The sequence below is a fragment of the Enterococcus sp. DIV1315a genome, assembly GCF_051712325.1.
Lineage (GTDB): Bacteria > Bacillota > Bacilli > Lactobacillales > Enterococcaceae > Enterococcus > Enterococcus faecalis.
In genome coordinates this window covers 560,523-576,952 of the sequence record NZ_JBIOOS010000001.1, presented here as the reverse complement: position 1 = coordinate 576,952, position 16,430 = coordinate 560,523, and the positions used below count along the sequence as shown (strand labels likewise).

Genomic DNA, 16,430 nt, shown 5'->3' with positions numbered 1-16,430 from the left:
TTTCTTTTCAAAAACTTCATTGTCTTTTACTATTATAATGAAAACTCTGAAGAATGCCAGACCTTTTCCAAGACTTTTCATGTGATTTTTATCTTCTTATGAAAAATCTGTCCACACTTCTTTCAATTACAGTATACTTATCAATAAAAGGAGAATCCTACCTATGATTAAAAAAGTCAAAAAAGAAGCACTTACAACTGCGCATTACGCTCTTCTTTATGAGGCAGATCCATCAAAAAAAATGGTGGCAGATTACATTACCCGCGGTATTTGCTTTGACTATCAGACTGAAGAACTTCAAGGAATTTTAGTCCTGTTGCCGACTCACCCACGGACATTGGAAATCGTAAACATCGCTGTCTCAGAAGAAAGCCGCGGGCGGGGCATCGGGCAAGAATTATTACATTTTGCCATTGATTTTGCCAAAAAAGAAAAGTATGATTACTTGGAGATTGGGACTGGGAGCACAGGCTTTCAACAGCTATATCTCTACCAAAAAGTCGGTTTTCGAATGACACATATTGAACCAGATTTTTTTATCCATCATTATGATGAGCCCATTATAGAAAACGGCTTGCCTTTAAAGGATATGGTTCGCTTACGGTTACATTTAAGTTAAAAAAACAACATTTCCTGTACAGGAAATGTTGTTTTTTAATGCCCAAGAATTGATAACAACTCATCTAGCTGTTGAATCGTATAATTGGGTTGAATGGTTGGTGTTGCTGGAGCGGAGGTCGGATTGAGCCAAACAGTTTGAATTTTCGCTTGTTGGCCTCCTTGAATATCTGAATACAAAGAATCGCCAATAATCATTGTTTTTTCTCGACTAAAATTAGGGATCCGTTCAAAAACAAAATCAAAATACTCTTTCATCGGTTTTTGATAACCCACTTCTTCTGAAACAAAAATATCTTTAAAATAAGGCATTAATTTCGAATCTTCCAACCGACGATACTGTGTTTTTGCCACTCCGTTTGTCACAATATATAAATCATAATGGGGTGCTAATTTTTCCAAGATACGTTGACTATTGCCAAGCAAGTCATGTCCTTGACTTAAATATTCTCGGTAGTTTTCTCCCATTTTAACGCTATCAACTTCTCGATTAAACGCGTCAAACAATAAACCAAACCGTGTATCAAGGAGAACATCTTTTGTTATTTTTCCTTCTTCAAATGAACGCCATAATCCTTGATTAATTCGGTGGTACGTTGACTCGACTTCAGATGTAAATGGTACATTTTCTTCTTCAAATAAGGCATGGAGCGCCTTCTTTTCAGCCAATTTAAAATCTAACAATGTATCATCAACATCAAAAAGCAATGTTTTCATTTCCGTTCCTCTTCTCTTTTCAAATTACTCGGTAACGCTTTGCTTGTTTGTTGTTTTTCAATAAAAAAATAAGGCAATAGCAATTGTAACTCTTCTCTTGTTAATGAACGATAAGCACCTAAAGGTAATTGCGGATCTAGCCGCAACGGCCCCATAGTTTGGCGTTTTAAAGCAGTCACTTTTTTCCCCACAGATAAAAACATTTTTTTCACTTGGTGAAATTTTCCTTCTTGAATAGTCAGGAAAACATGACTCTCCGTTTCAGTCGCTGCAAGAACAGTTATTTTTGCTGGCTTACATTGAATGCCTCCTTGCAAAACAATTCCATCTTTAAATTTAGCACAATCTTCTGCAGAGACCAAACCATTGACTTTCACTTCATAACATTTCGCTACTTCTTTATTTGGCCGAATTAATTGATACCCTAATTGTCCATTATCTGTTAATAGAAGTAACCCTTCCGTATCGCCATCGAGTCTGCCCACTGGATAAAGACCAGGGCGTCTGTCTTGCGGCGCAATCAAATCAATGACTGTTTTTTTAGATGCATCTGAAACAGCGCTAACCACACCTTTTGGCTTATTCAACATATAGTACACATGTGTCTTATGCGAAATTAATTGTCCTTTTACTTTAATCATTTGTAATTGCGCATCGACGTTTTGGCTTTCATTTAATGTCACGATGCCATCCACAGTGACCTGCTTGCCTCTGATTATTCGTTTCACCGTTTTGCGTGATCCAAACTGAAGTTCTTCTAGTAATTTATCTAATCGCATTGTTCCGCTCCATTCTGGTATTAGTATAGTGGAATCCGTTAAAGATGAAAAGTAGAAAAAGGTAATTCCTTGACGTATAAAAATATAAGTGTTACGGTTAATAAGTAAAGTAAATAAAGGTTTCTCAAAAACAGCGTAATGACCTGGGAGAGAACAACGATAACAATGAACCATTCCCATGAGTGTTGCCTGGCAATATTTGTGGGGATTTTTTGATTATTGTTAGCATTTTTCTAGACAAGAACAACTGAAAAAAGAGTTTCTTTTTTCCATTATGTTTTGTTTCTGAGTTTAACCAAATCACTCATTATTTCAAGGAGGAATTAGGTTATGTCAGTACAATTAGAAGTTAAAGAAAGAGCTATCCGTCCACGTTCACTAAGAAATCAGCTACGTCACGAAGGGAAAGTACCTGCCATTGTTTACGGTTACCAAATTGAAAGTACACCAATCTATTTTGAAGAAAAAGACTTATCAAAAATTTTACGCGAACATGGTGCTAACACCGTTATTAAAATGACAGTTGATGGCAAAAACATCAACACATTAATGTCGAAAGCACAATTAGATACCTTTACTGGTCAAATGCTTCATGTTGAATTCTTATCTGTAAATATGAAAGAAACAACAGAAGTCGAAGCAGAAGTTCAATTAATTGGTGAATCTGCAGGTGTGAAAGCTGGGGGTACCTTAGCTCAAAACTTGTACACTGTTTTAGTGGCAGCCACACCAGATAAATTGCCAGAATCAATTGAAGTAGATATTACAAACTTAGAAATTGGTGATGCTCTTACAATCGCTGATTTACCTGAACACAAAGACTATGAAATTTTAACTGATCCAGAAGAACAACTAGTTGCTATTGTTGAAGCACAAACTGCTCCTGAAGAAGAAGAAGGAACAGCTGCTGAAACGACTGAACCAGAATTAGCCGAATAAAGAAAACACTTTTGTTCAGCTGATTCTCTTAAGTTTTAGAAATGGGACGTACGTTGAAACAACGTACGTCCCATTTTCTTTTTACTGCATGTCTTGATTTCTTTATATAAATGATGACACCTGCAAAGCTAGGAAGCTACAGAGGAATATTAAATTTTTGCTAATCTACGCAATATTTTCAAACGAAACAATTTCTTTTTTTAAAATTTGCAGTATACTAAAAGTAAGTAAACAAAAAGGAGGTCATCCATATGTTTGAACGTTTTGATAGTGACCGTAGCCGCTATGCTTCATTAGGTGTTGTTTCTAGCTTACCTAGTGGCTTAATTGATAGTATTTGGTTGATTATTGACTTAAATCTAAAAGGGGTTATCCCTTTAAACGACTTACTTCACTTTGATTTGTTGAACAATAATGGCAAAGTGACTGTCCATTTTTCTCAAGAAAATAGTTCAGTAGAAATGGCCATCGACTTACCATTTAGTTATTCTACGGCATATCCGTCGCGAATTTTTGCTTTTGATGATGGCCATCGTGAAACGATTTTATTACCTGCAGAAATGTTAGAATCTTAAATAATTTCAACAAAGTAGCCTCAAATTCCGATTAAACTGGAATTTGAGGCTACTTTAATTTCTTTTAGTTATTCTACAATAATTTGTTTACTACTTCCTGCAGCATTTTCAAAATTAATAGTAAAGGTTTCTGTTGCATCATCATAAGTGATTCCGTCACTTTGACTAATTACTGTGCTGTAATCTTTTGGTATTTTTAAAGTCAGTGTCTTAGTTGTTTGTGTGGGATCAGAGAAAGTATACGTTTTTTGGTGTTGTTGTGTCTTTCTCATTAAAGAAATAGCTTTATTTGAGGTAATCCCTGCTATTGTACCGCCAGTTTCTGACCAAATGTTAACCCCAAGATAGCCTTCTTCTTCTTGATTAACTGCTTGAATTTCTTCTGTATTTGAGAGAACTTCTACTGTTTTTTTGGCAGCATATGTTTTTAAATCAGTTTCATCGATTCCTGGTAAAACTACATAAGCATAATGCTCGTTCGTTGGGTGTTGACCATGTTGAATCGTAAATGTTCGATAATCACCTACATATTCTTTATCACTTGGAAATGCTTCATTAATTGCTTTATAGGTTCCTTTTCTAGTTTCACTTTTAACATTTACCGTTGTTTCTTCTGGAAAATAATAACCCATATTAGCATTGGAATGATCCGACTTTAGTAATAACCATTGTTTTTTACTCGTTTCATTTTTCTCATGAATCTCCCCAATATTTGATAGCACTTGATACTGATACGCATCATTTAACAAACGATTATCAACAACTGTCTCAATCGAAGCTTCTGTATCCCCTTTAATTCCTGCGCCTAATGCGATAATTTGCCCATTTAATACAAACCAAGATTTTTTAGCTTGTAGGTTCATAGGTAAAAGTTTCCCATTATTTTTGGTCCCGTCTTTATTAAGAGCCATCCCTACTACTGCCTGATTGTCTGACGTTACTCCACCAACCCATTGCTCTTTCGATGTGATTGTTGTAAATGCTGAAACTTCATCTGCCAAAGAAATGGTATCTACCGTTGTTCCTGGTAGTCGATAGGGATCTACAGTTGGCCAATAGCTGGAATTAAATTGAACCTCGTCATCATTATATACGTACATCATTCCGTCACCAGTGTGCCAGCCACGTTTATTTTCTTTATTCCCTGCTTCAAAAGATGCAGTGCGCTTTGAATACAAGCCTAGCCCAAACATATAATTAGGTGTGCGTTGGACAAATCGATCCATCGAAGCATAAAGTTTCGTGCCTGTAAAAGGAAGTTGCCCTCCCGTAATTTCTGGATTAGTTAAAAGTTGCATAGTCATCTGTAAATCATTAAAATCACGAGCATTCGTCAAATAATAATCTGGGTTCTCCTTCATCCAATATTTAACGGCTTCTTGAAATTTCTTTTGATAATTATTAGGGGCAAATTTAGCCACAATTAATAAATTATACATGGTAGTTGAGCCATAGCCTGTTTTTCCAACTGCTGGGGCTCTTGAGATGGAACGGCCATTCACGGTTGGTAGCATTTCACCTTTATAAATCAAAGGAAGAAAGGCACGATCAACATTTTCAACAAATTCTGTCACAAGAGTTGCATCCATTTGAAAAGATGAATCTGCTGTAATGGCCAAAATTTGTCCAACCCCTTTCACCAAAACATTGCCATACGAACCTGTATAAGGAATGTTATTGTGCTGGATAAAAGAACCATCTTGGTAAAAACCATCACCTTTTGTGACTAATTTAAATACATCGACGATACTACTGGATGCTTGGTTAATTTTCCCGCTATCCTTTTGTAAAATTCCTAACCCCAAAACAGTTAAAGCTAAGTCCGTTCGGTTCGCTCCTGATGTCACAAAATTTGGGATAAAAGCTAAATCCACAAACGTTCCTTGTGGTTTTGTATACAACTGTTTAAACGGATCTGGGACATAACTGCTCAGCGCATTTGTATAGATTTGTTGCTTTTCCGGAGAAACTTTATCCTCTAAAATCATTAGAATATTAAGAAACTTCTGTGGCACACCAATTTGCCAGTCCCACCAATTTCCGTGGTACTTTTTCCCATCATATCCTTTTTGCGTTACCATAAAATCTAAGCCATCAATAATGGTTGCTGCCAATTTATCATCTTGGTAAAGCGTACTCCCCTTCGTTCCATAGGCTAACGCTAATTTTTGCAATTTGGTAAATTGAGTCGTTAAATCAGCCGATGGCGTATTGCCAGGCTCTAGTGGCCATAAATAGCTGCGGTTCGGCTCTTTATTCATCGTTTGATCGAGTTCTGTTGCTTCATTGGAGATTTTTTGGACGTAGTCTACAAGCGCTTGGTTAGTTGAATCATATTCTTTGGAAACAAGCTGATTTCGCCATTTTTCTTTTAATTCTCGGTATTCTGCAGATGAATCGATAACAGGAATGCTACCAACGGAGCCACTTTTCATAGAAATGATATTCAGCTTTGATAGATTACCAAATAGTCTAATTCCTACAGCGCCCGTCCAGTCATCATTAATGGACGTACCATCAGGATAATGAACCTCTTCATTTTCATAAAATAATTGATCATTCAGGAATGTCTGAATTTTTTTTCCGTCATAGCGAACCAGCAGTTTATATTGTTGACCACTTAGTAATGTTGGCCCCGGAATATTAGTTAGCCATTTACCGCCTGGTTGTCCTAATTGCCAGCGGCCGTCACGATTATAAGCAAAAGATTGCCATTGACTCGTCTTTTGTTTATCTCCGCGAAAAACCAATCCGAAGTTACTTTGTCCTTCATATAAAAAGGTTAGTTCAAGATCTCCTGAAGATTGTTCGCGTGCATCAAGATTGATAGAGACAGATTCGAGGTTTGTCCCTTGCTTCGTGTTTGCGATCCATAAACCAGCAGAATCATTCTTTTTTTCTGCTGTTCCCACCAAATCTTGCCAATGCCCAACTTGATTGGGGAAATCTGAAATGTAAGAGGGTTGCTCAATCGTTTGGCTCGCTTCGTTTTCTTCTGCAAAGGTAAGGGTGGTTCCCATAAATCCACTCGTCAAAGCAGTAAACAGTCCGACCAGCATTACCCATATTTTCCTGTTTTTCATTCTTTCTCCTCCTAAAAAATTATCGTAAAACGCTTACATACAAATCAGAGAAAAAGAGTGAAGAAAAATACTTTCTACACTCTCCGACTCTCTGAAAATCACTTAATATACTTTTTACGCCAAAATACCAAAGGCACTCAAAACAATCGATAAAATTAAAATAATCCAAATCACTCGTGTGGAATTTAGTTTCTTTTGACCTAACATCCAATAAGTTAAAAGAACAAGTAAGATTGGAACTAAGGAAGGCAAAATCGCATCTAACGTATCTTGAATAACTAATTCGACCCCGTTCTTTTTATAAACAAAAGGAACTGTCGCCTTGATAACTGAAGGAATTAAGGCACCAATCACAGTCACACCAAGAACAGTTGCTGCATTCGTAAAGGCAGATAACTTGTCTTTTAAGGTCGTCACTAGTTTGACCCCTTGCTTATAACCAAGTGGTAAGAGCGCGGCCCGACCAAACAATAGTGCAATATTTGCAATAATCCAAATAACACAGCCAACCACCGAACCATTTTGAGCCAGTGTCCCTGCAACAGAGCCAAAAATCGTCCCCCAAATAACGTGGAATAAAGAGTCTCCAACGCCTGCCAAAGAACCCATCAGAGCTGTTTTTAGCGCAATAATTGTTTCTTTCGCTTTATAGCCATCTTGCTCTTCAATCGCAACATCAATCCCCATAATTAAATTCCCAAAAATAGCATTGGTGTTAAAAAATTGATTGTGTGTGCGCATCATATCTTGAAATTGTGCTTCATCATGACCATAGAATTTTTTTAAAACAGGTAAGATGCCGTATAAATATCCTGAACTCATCATACGTTCATAGTTCCAGTTTAATTGGCTTCCTAAAATATAACGCCAGCTAATTGCATTTAATTCTTTTTTTGTCAGTTTATGCTTACTCATCGCCGTCATATCCTCCTTCAAAATCACCATTTCCTGTTGTTGATTGCGTCGTGCTTTTTGCCCCATCACGTTTAAATACAAGCATCGCTGCTACCATCCCAACTATCGAAACACCTAACATTGGAACTTTTAAATAAGCCGCTAAGAAAAAGCCTAATAGTAAATAGGGGATATATTGCTTCGTTGGCAAGTAACGTAATAAAATTCCTACACCGACAACAGGTAATACCCCTCCAGCTGTTTTTAAGCCCGTCATTAGCCATTCTGGCATGTTATCGGTAATCGTTGTTACTACAGCATCCCCCGCTAATAACATTAATAAAATCGGAATGGCACGAGACAGTCCCCATAGAACAGAACCAGATAAAACTAAGCGTGGAATCCGTTTTACTTGCATCTTATCAATCGCTTTATCGACACTATGAAGTAAAAAGACATTACAAAAACGGGCCACTACATCTAGTTGCAACATCAACAGAGAAACAGGAACAGCTAAGCCAATACCATACTCCGCTCCTTTTCCAGAGATTACAGCGAAAGCGGTTCCTAAAACAGCCCCTGTGAAATAATCAGGTACCGATGCTCCACCAAAAGCAGCAATTCCTAAACGCATTAATTGAAGAGTGCCGCCAACCATTAAACCAGTTTTTAAATCTCCCATAATCATTCCAGAAATCATTCCAGCAATAGCTGGTTGCGTCAACGTATTTGAAATAAGTGAGTCATTAATAGCAATAAACGCATAAATAGTAATTAAAATAATTTGATACGCTGCTAAATGCATTGAAATTTCCTCCTAAATTTAAAAATATTCTTTCTTAGTCTGACAGTTTTAGCCGCGTAATTTTTTCATAAAATCAACGACTGGATCGTTTGGAACTAATTGGGCTGTCACAGTGACGCCTTTTGAAGCGATTGTTTCAAAAATTTGTTCTTCTTCTGGTAAAACTTGAATACTTTTTGTTACTTCGCGTGCTCCTTCTTTGTAACTCATATTCCCAACATTTACAGTTTTGATAGGTCCTTGCGCTTCGATAAAGCGGAGCACATCTTTCGGATTTTTAAATAATAAAAATAAACGCTGTTTACCATATTTTCCTGATTGAATATTTTTAGCGGCAGCTTCTACTCCAAGAACAGATAAACGCATCGAAGAAGGCGCTGCCATTCTCAAAGATGATTTTTGTAAAGGATCTGTAGCCGCCTCATCATTGGCTACAATTATTCGCTGTGTACTAAGACTTGTCGACCAAATTCCCGCTACTTGTCCATGAATTAACCGTTCATCAATCCGTGTGTTTACAATATTTTCTTTTCCAGCATATTGACTATAGTTACTTAACTCTTTTTCTTTACTGGCTTCTGAAATCTCTTGTTCTGCTTGATTCATTCCAGCCTTTACATCAACAATATTTTCTTGTGCTAAACAAACTAATTCTTTAATCGAAGCCTGTTGATTAACCACTGCTTCAATCACAACAGAGAGTGTCATCCCTGCAATAATTTCCACTCCGTCAACGTTCAAATAATTCTTAGTTGCCACGTTACATGGCGTTCCTCCTAGTAAATCAGCAATAATCAGTGTCGTACCGTTAAGGGCTTTCATTTTTTCATTTAGCTCTTTCTCAAATTGAAGATTGTCACTATCTGGTCGTAATGAGACTGTATGCACGTGTTCTTGCCGACCAACGATCATTTCTAAGCTAACTTTGACGCCTTCAGCCATGCTACCATGACTAATTAGTACAATGTTTTCCACGAATTTCCCTCCCTAGATGTAGGTGACCCTACTTAACATGTTATGTTCTCTACGAACTTACTATAACACATACTAAGTTATCCGTAAACCTAATATCTTAATATATTGAATTTATTTTTTTGAATTCTTTAAATAAAAATTGTCTTTCCTCTTTTTCAAAGTGTTTGCTAAAGGCTAGTTAACATGTTATGCTTAATTCATTCGATTACTAGAATGGAGGCAATCGCATGTTACCTAAATATGAACAAATTAAACAAGACCTTTTACGTGAAATAAAAAATCATACCTTTATTCCTGGTGATAAATTTTATTCTGAAGCCGATATTAAACGAAAATATGCTGTTAGCTCTATCACAGCTGTCAAAGCACTGAATGAGTTGACCAGTGCAGGTTACTTGTATCGTATCCAAGGAAAAGGGACCTTTGTTTCGAAATCAAAAGTTTCTCAAAATGTAAAATTTTCTGATATCGAGTTGCATTCTTTAGACTCTGAAAAAGTTAAAGTCCTTTCAATTGAAGAAGAAAATCAAGCCGAAATTTTAAAGGAATTAGGCTTACCAGCTAACGCTTCTTATTATAGAATCAAGCGTGTACGCTATTCTGAAGATACACCCTTTCTCGTACATATCACACATCTTCCCAAAAAGCTTGTTAAAGAGCCGCTCTCAAAGGACCTCACAGCTTATGCAAGTGTGTATGAACGAGTCCGTAAAGATTTTTCAGTAGACCTCTTCTCGTTGGCTTCTGTAGAAACAAATGAAATTGTCTTTCCCGAAGATGCTGAGTTATTGAATTTACTTCAATTAAGTTTTCGTGAACCCGCTGTTAAACAAGTTAAACATTCCTATCTCGCAGATGGTAGTGTTGCTGAATATATTATTAGTTATAAACATTGGAAATATTTCAAAACCAAAATAGAAGTAGAAGCCGAATAAATTTCAGCTTCTACTTCTATTTTTTTATTCTATGATTACTTGATTCGTAAATTTCAAGTAATCAATGTCAATTCCCTCTGTTTCAAAAATTACTACTTCATTTTGTCCTTGCTGTAAAAATTCTTTGGGACAATACAGCGAATGAATGGGTCCTATTTCCCAATAACGACCTAGATGATGGCCATTGACCACAACGAATCCTTTGCCGTAGCCTCGACAGTCAATATACGTGTCTGCTAGCTGTTCTAATTCAAATGTTACTTGATAAAATGAAGGCTGCAAAGGATTTTTTCCAGCTGTGTAATCAATCTTGGCTAATTGCTCTTGTGAAAAAGTTAAGGGATAGTGTTGATAGCCTTGATGAAAATGAATGTCTTGCATCACTCCACCTCGAATTCCTTTACTTTGTGTCGGATTATTTAATTTAAAGCCATAATTAACGCGACCTAAATTTTCCACTAAGATATCTAACGCAAGTGTGTCTTTTTCAGTTTGCCCTGAAATCAGTAGCTCTTCTCCCACTGTCTCTTGATATTGGGTAGCAGCTAAATCTCCATCTACATAAATGTGTAAACGATCACTGGCCTCGACCACTTTTAGTTTATTTTCATGATGATAATTTTTTAAATCAAACGAATAAAGCAAGTAGCCATAGCCTGAGCCAGCTTCTTCCATACTTAATGGATACGCGGTGGTCTTCGGTGTCATCATTTGATCTTTTACTGCGAATAAGGATACGCTAGCAGTTACTGGAAAGCTTCCTAAATTCCCCAGTTTTTTCGTGCGTGGTTGTGCTTGCCAAACTTCTGGACATACTTCTTTAATTGCTTTTTGAACGGCATAATATTTTTCTGTTGGTTCTCCTGCTTCTGTTAATAAAGCATCATAATCATAGCTAGTGACTTGAGGTAAATCTTTTGCACCTCGCGCCGAACACCCGTTATAAAAGCCGAAATTTGTTCCTCCATGAAACATATAGAGATTTAAAGAACCCACTGCCAGCATATCTTTTACTTCCTTCGCCAAGTCGGTACCTTCTCGCTGAATCACTGGTTCGCCCCAACGATTGAACCACCCATCCCAGTATTCCATGCACATCAACGGCCATTTTTTACCATGACGAGTCATAAATTTTCTCAAAACGGCAGCATTTTCTTTCGAATGACTACCAAAATTTCCTGTCACAAAAACATCCTCTTCAATTAACGTCCCCGCATCCAAAACCTCTTCCCAAGCGCCATCAGATGTAAAAAGAGGAACCTCAATCCCCAGTTCTTCCATTATCTGCTTGGTTTGTCGCAAGTACGCTTTCTCCATGCCATAGGACCCATATTCATTTTCAACCTGCATCATGATCACTGGTCCACCTTGTGTTATCTGCAGTGGTGCTAGTTTAGGCAGTAATACTTGAAAATAGTTACGAACTTTAGTCATAAAAATAGGATCTGTCGAACGTAATCGCACACCTTTTTCTTTCAAAAGCCATGCGGGTAAGCCACCAAACTCCCATTCTGCACAAATATAAGCCGAAGGACGCAGAATAACTAGTAAATTCAGTTTTTCTGCCAAGCGGACAAATGCTTCAATGTTTTTCATTCCTTCAAAATCGTATACGCCTTCCTCTGGTTCATGAATATTCCAAGGAATGTAGGTTTCTACTGTATTAGCCCCTAAAGCTTTCAGATTATAGAGGCTATCTTCCCATTGTCTAGGTGTCATTCGAAAGTAATGAATCGCCCCGCTAATAATTTTTATTGGTTGTCCATTTAATAAAAAGTCTTCTTTAATCTCAAACGTTTGCATCATTTTTCCCCTTTACCAGTATCTTTGCCATGATGGTTTTGCTAAACGCATTAAGGCTTCCATGTAAAAATAATCGCCCCATAAGTTGGGTTCATCAATCCCTTTTCCTTCTGCATGTGCGTAAACACCATGGAGTAGCAGTCCTTCATTTTCGGAATCATTTTGCGTACGATAATATTCTCCTAATTGATAAATCATTCCTTTGGCAAGCTCTTTCGCTTGAGGAAAAGCCTGTAGTTTGTCTGCTTCCAATAAACCACATGCCGCAATTGCCAGTGCCGAGCTATCTTTGTCAGATGGCATTTGGTCATTAAAATCAAAATCCCAATAGGGAATTAAATCTGCTGGCAAATGAGCTAGAAAAACCTCCACTATTTGTGGATAAATTTCCGGAAATCGTTGGGAATGGAGAAATGTTTCGTTTAGGGGAATCCCTAAAATTGCCCAACTTTGGCCTCGTGCCCAAATGGAAGTATCACTATGTCCTTGATGCGTAGCTCCATGTTTTGGTTTGCCTGTTTCTGGATGAAAATAATAGGTATGATAAGTTGTCGCATCGGATTTAATCACCGTTTTCATTAACGTATGATAGTGACGTGAGGCAATTTCCTCATAAACCCTATTTCCAGATAATTTAGTTGCTTCAAATAAAAGCGGTAAATTCATTAATGAGTCGATAATTAATCGATATTCTTTGGGATCACCATAATGGCCCCACGCTTGAATGAAGGAGCCATTTTCTTGGAATCGTGCTGACAATACTTCAGCGGCAGCTAGCACTTCTTGTTTACAGCGCTCATCACCGGTAATTTTATACCCAGCACCCGCCGATAGACTATATAAAAAACCAATGTCATGGTGGTCCAAAACAAAATGCTCCTCTAATCGTTGTTGAAAGCTGTCAATATTTTCCATTGCCAGTAAACGAAATTTTTCTTGGTGAGACCACTCATATGCCAGCCAAAGCATGCCTGTCCAAAAGCCATTGGTCCAATCATCGTTAGCTTTGAGACGATATCGACCATTCGTAGCACAAGCTGAAGGAAACTGTGTTCCGAAACGCTGCATATTTTTAGCAATTTTTGAAACGCATTCATTTAATTGCGTTTGAATCCATTCATCTGTGACATTTTCTCCTAGAGAGATCAGTCTTTGTTTATTTTCTTGACTACACATCTCCACCACTCCTTAACTTGTTAACATATTAACTTATTGTATTATAACGTAAAAGAAAATAAAAAGCGACCTTTCTTGATTATTTCTCTTAAAAACAAGAGCGTGGGACAAAAATCACTTTGGATTTTTGCTCCACGCTCAAAAACTGATAAACGGCGGGAACAGAACCAACTCCTTCGGAAATAAGCCGAAATTGTTGAGAATCACGAAGAACGTAGTGATTCGATGATGAACAATACCTACTTGGTCTCCAAAAATCAAAGATCAATTTTCGGAAATTTCTTCTTATTTCTCGGAGCTAAACGGTTCTGTCCCGACCTCTTGTTATTTATTCCGACCGAATACTTCAATTTGGGTCAACGCTGGAAATGGAGAAGAGTCCAGCGCTTTTCGTAAGCATTTTAATGTCAAAGTTTGTGTTGTTTTCATTGGGAACTTTATTTCTTGAAAACAGGCGGTATTCGTTGTGGCAACTACTCGTTCCTCTCCATCTGAAAAGGCTAAAGTGACTTCCTCCCAATAGCTATCATGTGGGTAATCCGCCCGAAATAGCAAGCGGATCCAGTCCGTTTCTACAGGTCTGCCAAAGTCAATCGTTAACTGTGCCTCCTTTTGTTGGTTAATTCCCCAAGAAGCAAATGGATACGAGCCATGAGAAAGGTTACCAAACTTAGAATCAATAGCATTTTTCGCAAAGAAAACAGCATCGTCTCTCGTTTCAACGTTTGCATACGCATGAGGATAGGCTCCTGAATATTCTTTTTGGTCATGTGTATTCATAGAAAGATTTTGATAATTGTCTTTTTCAAACGTGTGCGCTTGTCGAACCATTATTTGGTGCCTTGCTGAATGAAAGGCCGTATCAACAAAAGCTTTTCGAGCAGATTCTTCTAATGGAATTTGATATTCCCAAACTTTTTCTTTTAGATAAATCAATGAAGGAGCCAAAGTTTCATCTAATTGAACCATCAAATAAGGGGTAGCCCCTGTATAAGTCACTACAATTTTATCGCCAACTTGATAAAGGTACTGTTTAATTGCTAATACCGCTAACGTGTCTCCCTCCGCCACGAATGGCGCTTCTGGCTTCTCGTGATCGATTCGGCCAGTAATAATCTGATTGTCTTTATTTTTCAATTCGATTTTTATCATTTTTTATTCCTCCCTTGTCACACCACCTACCAAACAAATCAGGCGATGCGTTCCTATTGGTAGCTCTTTTTGCAAATAAGGTAAACTTGTTCTTGGGAAAAACAACGATGTATTGGGTTCAGGTTGAAGAATACCTGCGTGGTCATACCCTTCAATTGCAACTATTTGCGAACACAATTCTCCTGAATCGACTCTAGCCCACTCTTTACCAAGTTCTTTTTCTGAAAATTTTCTAAGTAACGGTAGACTGAATCCTCCTTCGCGCACTTTTAATGGAACCGATGTCACTATTTCATGTACTCTAACATGCCATTCTCCAAAAGGATAAATGGTTGTTTCAATTTCTACTTCTTGAAAAGGTAGCCATTTATAATAAACTTGCTCCTCTGTTAAATAAAAATCATGAACTTTCCCTTTAACACGAAAATATTCACCATCACGAGAAACAGCCAATACGTTATCAAAAGCTCCCTCCTCATAACACGCGCCAGCTTTGGGAACGCTAAAACCAAAGCGGCTAGAATAGACAAATTTACTATATTTAGCCGCAGCATGCGCTTGATTTTCAAGCCATAGTCCTGCAGAATAGCCGAGGACATGCGTTTTCATTTTAGGATGGATTAATAACATGTTTCCCTTTTCTATCAAACGCTTTTCTTCTCGTTTTATCGTCAGCGGTTCAGCACGCCAAAACGGATGGTCTTGATCCACTGCGAGCAACAAAAATGTTTTAAAAGCCCAATACGGAGAGCCTGGTGCGTTATAGCCTTCTGCCATTACTAAATTTTCGTAATGATAGCCAATGGACAACCGACCATCATAAGTGAAAATAGTCTGTTGCATCCAACAGTGTAAATGTTTTGCTAACAGCGTTTTTATTTGTCCCCAAGGTAACGCCTCTACTTCTGCAAATATCAAAGCTGCGAAAAACGCTCCTTGAGCAAACCGATACGTTTGACTACGTCCGTAAGGTAACGCTTCGCCCTCCTCATCAAAATAGTACAGATAGTCCTGCGCGAACATAACGGCTCGTTCTGTAAAACGTTTCGCACGAATAGGATCTCTTTCTCGCATAAATTTGACATAAATCAAACTATAATAATGAAAAGCAAACGAAATATAATAATCTCTTTGCGTAGTTTTACCATCCATATACCAACCATCACCTAAATACATGCGTTCAATCAACGCCAATTCTTCCTCTAGTTCCGTTTGGTTAATCACTTGTCCACATCCCTCGAGTGCCAAACGAATGAGCACTTTGAAAAACGTCCAATTATTTTTAGGAATTTTACAACCAAGTGCCTTATTTAACCAAACCATGATATTTTCTTGCTGTTTCTCAGAAAAACAGGACCAAAAATATGTCTTATGAAGCAATAAAGTTAAAGATAATGCTGCTGCTTCCACAATATATTGATCATAATCAACAATATCGCCCCAATAGTCTGGGGATGACGGATCAGTTCCTGCGATTAATTTTTCCACATAAGCATCTCTTAAAACATCATCTTTACAAGCAACCCAATACGGTCCAATTCCCCATAATGGTCGAATGAGCGCTTCCATTTCAGCATGTTGCTGATCATAGACAGCACCACTGGACCCAAAATTTACGCCAGGTTTTTCTGATGTTAAAATAGCTGTTTTTAAAGGTGTCATGATTGTTTCAAAAGCTTCCAAATATGCTTCTCTGGTCAAAAAAAGATTACTTTTTAACGATTCCATGCTTTTCGCCCCCATTAGTTTAATTCAAAGAATAACAAGGGCACTTATTTTTTTCAACTATCGTTTAATGAATAAAACGGCGTATTATGAGAGCAGCATTTTACCTTCCCAAAACTTAACATATTAATTTTTTCTTTATTTTTGTTGAGCCTTGAGCTATTCACTTTATCCAACAAAACCTCCTTTATCAAAAATGAATAATAAATGAAAAATATGCAGTCTAACGCAGGAAATTCTCATAATAAATATTT

General features: G+C 37.5%; 14 protein-coding genes. 4 read left to right on the top strand and 10 right to left on the bottom strand.

From position 1 onward, the window contains the following. Positions 1–163 precede the first annotated feature (163 nt). Positions 164–619 (top strand): GNAT family N-acetyltransferase, encoded by a 456-nt coding sequence (locus tag IGJ03_RS02785; protein ID WP_002366240.1) that lies wholly within the window; start codon positions 164–166, stop codon positions 617–619. 35 nt (positions 620–654) lie between these two features. Here IGJ03_RS02785 and IGJ03_RS02780 read toward each other — a convergent pair whose 3' ends face one another. Together IGJ03_RS02780 and IGJ03_RS02775 are read right to left on the bottom strand one after the other, a co-directional pair. Further along, on the bottom strand, positions 655–1,335 hold the full coding sequence (locus IGJ03_RS02780) for a YjjG family noncanonical pyrimidine nucleotidase (protein ID WP_104859277.1): 681 nt from the start codon (positions 1,333–1,335) through the stop codon (positions 655–657). Then, positions 1,332–2,114, bottom strand: coding sequence for a 16S rRNA pseudouridine(516) synthase (locus IGJ03_RS02775; RefSeq protein WP_002358774.1), 783 nt, complete (start codon positions 2,112–2,114; stop codon positions 1,332–1,334). The genes IGJ03_RS02780 and IGJ03_RS02775 overlap by 4 nt, the downstream gene beginning before the upstream one ends. A 330-nt stretch (positions 2,115–2,444) precedes the next feature. On the opposite strand from IGJ03_RS02775, the gene IGJ03_RS02770 reads away from it, so the two are divergent. Together IGJ03_RS02770 and IGJ03_RS02765 are read left to right on the top strand one after the other, a co-directional pair. Further along, entirely contained in the window at positions 2,445–3,053 is a 609-nt protein-coding gene (locus IGJ03_RS02770) for a 50S ribosomal protein L25/general stress protein Ctc (RefSeq protein WP_002358773.1), read from the top strand. 251 nt (positions 3,054–3,304) lie between these two features. Next, entirely contained in the window at positions 3,305–3,628 is a 324-nt protein-coding gene (locus tag IGJ03_RS02765; RefSeq protein WP_002355697.1) for a DUF960 domain-containing protein, read from the top strand. 68 nt (positions 3,629–3,696) lie between these two features. Here the strand turns inward: IGJ03_RS02765 and IGJ03_RS02760 are convergent, their stop codons facing one another. The 4 genes from IGJ03_RS02760 to IGJ03_RS02745 all read right to left on the bottom strand — a co-directional run bounded on the left by IGJ03_RS02760 (position 3,697) and on the right by IGJ03_RS02745 (position 9,352). After that, positions 3,697–6,711: a polysaccharide lyase 8 family protein gene (locus IGJ03_RS02760; protein ID WP_375804762.1), complete on the bottom strand. Its 3,015-nt coding sequence runs from the start codon at positions 6,709–6,711 to the stop codon at positions 3,697–3,699. A 114-nt stretch (positions 6,712–6,825) separates the two neighbouring features. After that, on the bottom strand, positions 6,826–7,626 hold the full coding sequence (locus IGJ03_RS02755; RefSeq protein ID WP_002383066.1) for a PTS system mannose/fructose/sorbose family transporter subunit IID: 801 nt from the start codon (positions 7,624–7,626) through the stop codon (positions 6,826–6,828). Then, complete coding sequence (locus IGJ03_RS02750) at positions 7,619–8,410, bottom strand: PTS mannose/fructose/sorbose/N-acetylgalactosamine transporter subunit IIC (protein WP_078122520.1); 792 nt, start codon at positions 8,408–8,410, stop codon at positions 7,619–7,621. The genes IGJ03_RS02755 and IGJ03_RS02750 overlap by 8 nt, the downstream gene beginning before the upstream one ends. Positions 8,411–8,458: 48 nt before the next feature. Continuing rightward, positions 8,459–9,352, bottom strand: a complete 894-nt coding sequence (locus tag IGJ03_RS02745) for a PTS mannose/fructose/sorbose transporter subunit IIAB (RefSeq protein ID WP_002383065.1) — start codon at positions 9,350–9,352, stop codon at positions 8,459–8,461. Positions 9,353–9,612: 260 nt separating this feature from the next. On the opposite strand from IGJ03_RS02745, the gene IGJ03_RS02740 reads away from it, so the two are divergent. After that, positions 9,613–10,320 (top strand): GntR family transcriptional regulator, encoded by a 708-nt coding sequence (locus IGJ03_RS02740; RefSeq protein WP_002366233.1) that lies wholly within the window; start codon positions 9,613–9,615, stop codon positions 10,318–10,320. Positions 10,321–10,344: 24 nt separating this feature from the next. On the opposite strand, the gene IGJ03_RS02735 is transcribed toward IGJ03_RS02740, so the two are convergent. From IGJ03_RS02735 to IGJ03_RS02720, 4 genes are all read right to left on the bottom strand, one after another. After that, entirely contained in the window at positions 10,345–12,123 is a 1,779-nt protein-coding gene (locus tag IGJ03_RS02735) for a glycoside hydrolase family 35 protein (protein ID WP_425135905.1), read from the bottom strand. A 12-nt stretch (positions 12,124–12,135) separates the two neighbouring features. Then, complete coding sequence (locus tag IGJ03_RS02730; RefSeq protein ID WP_425135881.1) at positions 12,136–13,299, bottom strand: glycoside hydrolase family 88 protein; 1,164 nt, start codon at positions 13,297–13,299, stop codon at positions 12,136–12,138. Between the two features lie 324 nt (positions 13,300–13,623). Continuing rightward, positions 13,624–14,451, bottom strand: coding sequence for a hypothetical protein (locus IGJ03_RS02725; protein WP_010819256.1), 828 nt, complete (start codon positions 14,449–14,451; stop codon positions 13,624–13,626). Positions 14,452–14,454: 3 nt separating this feature from the next. Next, complete coding sequence (locus tag IGJ03_RS02720) at positions 14,455–16,194, bottom strand: DUF2264 domain-containing protein (protein WP_429861502.1); 1,740 nt, start codon at positions 16,192–16,194, stop codon at positions 14,455–14,457. Positions 16,195–16,430 lie beyond the last annotated feature (236 nt).

Excerpts from the sequence above, each read along its gene's own strand:
- IGJ03_RS02750 (WP_078122520.1), bottom strand. The coding sequence starts at position 8,410 with ATGCATTTAGCAGCGTATCAAATTATTTTAATTACTATTTATGCGTTT.
- IGJ03_RS02770 (WP_002358773.1), top strand. The coding sequence starts at position 2,445 with ATGTCAGTACAATTAGAAGTTAAAGAAAGAGCTATCCGTCCACGTTCA.
- IGJ03_RS02765 (WP_002355697.1), top strand. The coding sequence starts at position 3,305 with ATGTTTGAACGTTTTGATAGTGACCGTAGCCGCTATGCTTCATTAGGT.
- IGJ03_RS02720 (WP_429861502.1), bottom strand. The coding sequence starts at position 16,194 with ATGGGGGCGAAAAGCATGGAATCGTTAAAAAGTAATCTTTTTTTGACC.
- IGJ03_RS02775 (WP_002358774.1), bottom strand. The coding sequence starts at position 2,114 with ATGCGATTAGATAAATTACTAGAAGAACTTCAGTTTGGATCACGCAAA.
- IGJ03_RS02740 (WP_002366233.1), top strand. The coding sequence starts at position 9,613 with ATGTTACCTAAATATGAACAAATTAAACAAGACCTTTTACGTGAAATA.
- IGJ03_RS02755 (WP_002383066.1), bottom strand. The coding sequence starts at position 7,626 with ATGAGTAAGCATAAACTGACAAAAAAAGAATTAAATGCAATTAGCTGG.
- IGJ03_RS02745 (WP_002383065.1), bottom strand. The coding sequence starts at position 9,352 with ATGGCTGAAGGCGTCAAAGTTAGCTTAGAAATGATCGTTGGTCGGCAA.
- IGJ03_RS02780 (WP_104859277.1), bottom strand. The coding sequence starts at position 1,335 with ATGAAAACATTGCTTTTTGATGTTGATGATACATTGTTAGATTTTAAA.
- IGJ03_RS02785 (WP_002366240.1), top strand. The coding sequence starts at position 164 with ATGATTAAAAAAGTCAAAAAAGAAGCACTTACAACTGCGCATTACGCT.
- IGJ03_RS02730 (WP_425135881.1), bottom strand. The coding sequence starts at position 13,299 with ATGTGTAGTCAAGAAAATAAACAAAGACTGATCTCTCTAGGAGAAAAT.
- IGJ03_RS02725 (WP_010819256.1), bottom strand. The coding sequence starts at position 14,451 with ATGATAAAAATCGAATTGAAAAATAAAGACAATCAGATTATTACTGGC.
- IGJ03_RS02760 (WP_375804762.1), bottom strand. The coding sequence starts at position 6,711 with ATGAAAAACAGGAAAATATGGGTAATGCTGGTCGGACTGTTTACTGCT.
- IGJ03_RS02735 (WP_425135905.1), bottom strand. The coding sequence starts at position 12,123 with ATGCAAACGTTTGAGATTAAAGAAGACTTTTTATTAAATGGACAACCA.